The organism is Dolichospermum sp. UHCC 0259 (assembly GCF_009711935.1).
GTDB lineage: Bacteria > Cyanobacteriota > Cyanobacteriia > Cyanobacteriales > Nostocaceae > Dolichospermum.
On record NZ_VIKX01000243.1, the window covers coordinates 1 to 1345 of the forward strand.

A 1345-nucleotide genomic window follows, 5' to 3' on the forward strand; every position below is an offset into this window, starting at 1 on the left:
CTTATGGCTCATTTTATGGTTCACAATTTAGCCCAAGTTATGGTTCAAGTCACACATTTCATTATAAACGGCTGTGGGAATAACAATCCCAGTGTAAAGTTTTTGCAGTAAGTCTAGCTGATTGATTGCTGCTAAATTAGTAATTGGTGATGTATCACTAACAATAATCACAATAACCCCATTGATTCTAGGGTTTTCACATCTGATTGAAAATCCTCTATATCATAATTGATACAAAGTCCCCGTAAAGCAAGTTGATGTTGAAACTCAATTACTGTGAGTCCAGTCCAAGCACGAACTTTACCACTACTAATTTTTCCTTGCTGATAAAGCATAATAGCGATTTCTAATTTTAGTTCCCCTTCCGTCATTTTGCTGGCTCGGAGAATATCATCAGGTATTAAGACACTCATAAACAAGTTTACAATTGTAATTTATCTAATTTTAGGATAATTCATAGGGTGATAGATGGAATAGGTAGCAATCGCTCAAAATAATTTCCCCGTAAAGCAACCATAAGGTGTTTTATAGGATTTTTAAAACAGCCCATTATGCTACAATGTACTTCTTTTTAACAAAAAGAAATTGCTCCCACTCCTAAAAAGAGCAGCAAGCTACATCGCAATATGGTATTGCTTGACTCCAACTATAAAAAATCAGCTTTTTTAAGTGCAAACTTAGTATTCAGGTTCTAATTTAACTAAGTGCAAAACCAAGTACCGCTTAATCTCATCATGAATCTCCTGCGGCAGAACAGATATCAAACAGGCGATTAAAAAAGCTTTAATTTCCATCGTCGCTGCATTCACAGCCCTAGAAAACCCTTGCCAGCCAAGATGTTCACTAAACGTAATCACATCTTCAATGATCATTTCCGCTGGTTCACCACCGTCTTCACAGCCATGTTTAAGCAGAGGTAAATACTCATCAATAAACCACTTCTCCTCACAGGTTAAAACCTCCAGAGAATTATTATTAACCCTATAAAGAGAGTTATATAGGAGTAGCAATAATTTTTTAAAGCTATTCCACCCGCCGAAATAGTTCTTAGCAACTTGACTGAGCCACGGTTGAGAAATCCCAGCAGCTTTAGCTAATACCCCCTGACGAACTTTCTGCCAATCTGTCACCCCTGCTGCTACCAATTGCTTGAATGCCGTTAATATGCCCTTGCGTGTCTGCTGGATTTCCGTTCCTGCATCTGCACAAATATCAACAGCATCAGACTTAATAAACCTAGCATTAGGGTAATAGTCCGCTAAATAGGACAAATCTTTGTCACTAACCACATAATAAGTTACCCGTTCCGTCCTCCGGTTAGCTCTAGTTCTACCTACACACTGCA

General features: G+C 38.1%; 2 protein-coding genes and 1 pseudogene. All 3 read right to left on the reverse strand.

Going from position 1 to position 1345, the window contains the following annotated elements; translation table 11 throughout:
• Window positions 1-27: 27 nt before the first annotated feature.
• On the reverse strand, window positions 28-171 hold the full coding sequence (locus FJR05_RS20530; protein ID WP_254446996.1) for a hypothetical protein: 144 nt from the start codon (window positions 169-171) through the stop codon (window positions 28-30).
• Window positions 168-413 carry a UPF0175 family protein gene (locus FJR05_RS20535; RefSeq protein ID WP_168645833.1) on the reverse strand — a complete coding sequence of 82 codons (246 nt, stop codon included), beginning with the start codon at window positions 411-413 and terminating at the stop codon, window positions 168-170. Before FJR05_RS20535 ends, FJR05_RS20530 begins: the two co-directional genes overlap by 4 nt.
• A gap of 264 nt (window positions 414-677) precedes the next feature.
• Window positions 678-1345, reverse strand: a pseudogene (locus tag FJR05_RS20540) (hypothetical protein); the annotation flags it as partial.